This window comes from Variovorax sp. P1_H12_2, assembly GCF_056405335.1.
This window is the reverse complement of the sequence record NZ_JBFUCI010000703.1, coordinates 1-1,653: the sequence shown is the minus strand read 5'-3', so window position 1 is coordinate 1,653 and position 1,653 is coordinate 1. Positions and strand designations below refer to the sequence as shown.

Genomic DNA, 1,653 nt, shown 5'->3' with positions numbered 1-1,653 from the left:
CGCCAAGGCCGAAGCGCTGCGCCGGCGGCAAGGCGTGCCCAACATCACCTACGTCAAGGGCTACATCGATGCTGCGCCGTTCGAGAACGACAGCTTCGACTTGGTGATCAGCAACGGGGTGATCAACCTGGCCGTCGACAAGCCGCAGGTGTTTCGCGAAGCCGCCCGCGTGCTGCGGCTCGGCGGCCGGCTGGCGATCGCCGACATCGTCACCGCGGTGGACCTGCCGGAAACCATCGCCTGCAACACGACGCTGTGGGCGGCCTGCATCGGCGGCGCCTGGCAGGTGGAACGCTACAAGCAGGCCATCGAGGCCGCTGGCTTGCGCATCGTGGCGGAACAGGTCAACGAGCAGTATCGCTTTCTGTCCGACAACGCCCAGGGTGCTACGAAGAAGTTCGGCGTGAAGAGCATCTCGCTGCGCGCGGACAAGGTCTGAAGCGCCCAAAGGTTCACCCTGCCTGTCTCGCAAGGGCTTCGTACATGCGAAGCGCTGCGACCACGCCGGAATGCAGGGTGAGCCCGGCCACCAGCCACACGGCCGAGGCCAGGCCGAACAAGTCGGCCGTGATGCCGGCCAGCAGCGCCCCCACCGCGTAGCCGAGGTCGCGCCACAGGCGATAGATCCCGACGGCGGATGCTCGCCAGGAGGGATGAGCCACGTCGCCGATGGCTGCCAGCAGCGTCGGGGAACCATCGCCGTTCCAAGGCCGAGCAGCACCGCACCGGCGCCGAAGAACATGAAATCGGCGGCCAGCGCGGTGACGGCGATGCCGACCGCTAGCACCCCCCATCCCCCAGGCGATCAGCCAAGGGTATCGATCCCGTTCAGCCGGACCTTGAACTCCTCGTAGCTGCCGGGCTGGGCCCGGGACTTCGTGCTGGAGGATGGATCGACGATCGAGTTCATCGACTACGACGCCGCGACCGGACAGAAGCTGCGTCACTACACTTTGTTGGGCGCTCACGACGAGAGTTGCTGGTCGCGCGGACAGTCTTGGGCCGTGGCAGGCTACCTGCGCGCGTGCGAAGCGCTTGGTGACGAACGATACCTGGCCATCGGAAACAAGCTGCTGGGCTACTGGATCAGCCAGACGGGCGAATCGGGGGTTCCTCCATGGGACTTCAAGGACCCCGCCCTCAGCCAGGATCGGGCCTCGGTGCCCTTGGACACGTCCGCGGCGGCTGTGGTCGTCGAGCAGTTGGCCCGCATGGCAGTTCTGCCGACGCTTCACCCTACCGCCCGTACTGCCACGGACAGGCTTGCCCCCATGCTCGATGGCTTCCTCCAGCATCTGACACCGTTCAACGAAAGTTCGGGCAAACATCCACGTGGTGTGCTCTTGAACGGATGTTTCAACCAGCCCAAGAAGTACGCCAACCGCAGCGAACTGATCTGGGGAACGGCTTACCTCCTGTTCGCGCTGTACTACTTGAAGACGGGGCGTGTCATCGAGTGAGCGAGAAAATTTCGACCGAGGCCGCAGCGCGGTCTACAAGCTCGTCGTGCGTACTCGAAGTTGTCCTCATTGAACTTTCCGAGCTTGGCGAAGCGGCCTTCGAAATTTCGCTTGGCGCGGCTGCGGCGCTCCTGCGAGCCGCGCCCGGCTATTGCGGGCATCAAGCGGGCCGGTGTCTTGAAGAACCCGGCCG

At 64.8% G+C, this 1,653-nt stretch carries 3 protein-coding genes and 1 pseudogene; 3 read left to right on the top strand and 1 reads right to left on the bottom strand.

Annotated elements, in window-relative coordinates; genetic code table 11:
- The coding region (locus AC1D2K_RS34375) for a methyltransferase domain-containing protein (RefSeq protein ID WP_478094871.1) at nt 1–439 on the top strand (439 nt) is incomplete at its 5' end.
- Between the two features lie 13 nt (nt 440–452).
- On the opposite strand, the gene AC1D2K_RS34370 is transcribed toward AC1D2K_RS34375, so the two are convergent.
- Entirely contained in the window at nt 453–662 is a 210-nt protein-coding gene (locus AC1D2K_RS34370) for a hypothetical protein (RefSeq protein WP_478094869.1), read from the bottom strand.
- A 216-nt stretch (nt 663–878) separates the two neighbouring features.
- On the opposite strand from AC1D2K_RS34370, the gene AC1D2K_RS34365 reads away from it, so the two are divergent.
- Both AC1D2K_RS34365 and AC1D2K_RS34360 read left to right on the top strand, forming a co-directional pair.
- Nucleotides 879–1,460: a hypothetical protein gene (locus tag AC1D2K_RS34365; protein ID WP_478094866.1), complete on the top strand. Its 582-nt coding sequence runs from the start codon at nt 879–881 to the stop codon at nt 1,458–1,460.
- A pseudogene (locus tag AC1D2K_RS34360) lies at nt 1,457–1,653 on the top strand (hypothetical protein); the annotation flags it as partial. The gene AC1D2K_RS34365 and the pseudogene AC1D2K_RS34360, both read left to right, overlap by 4 nt.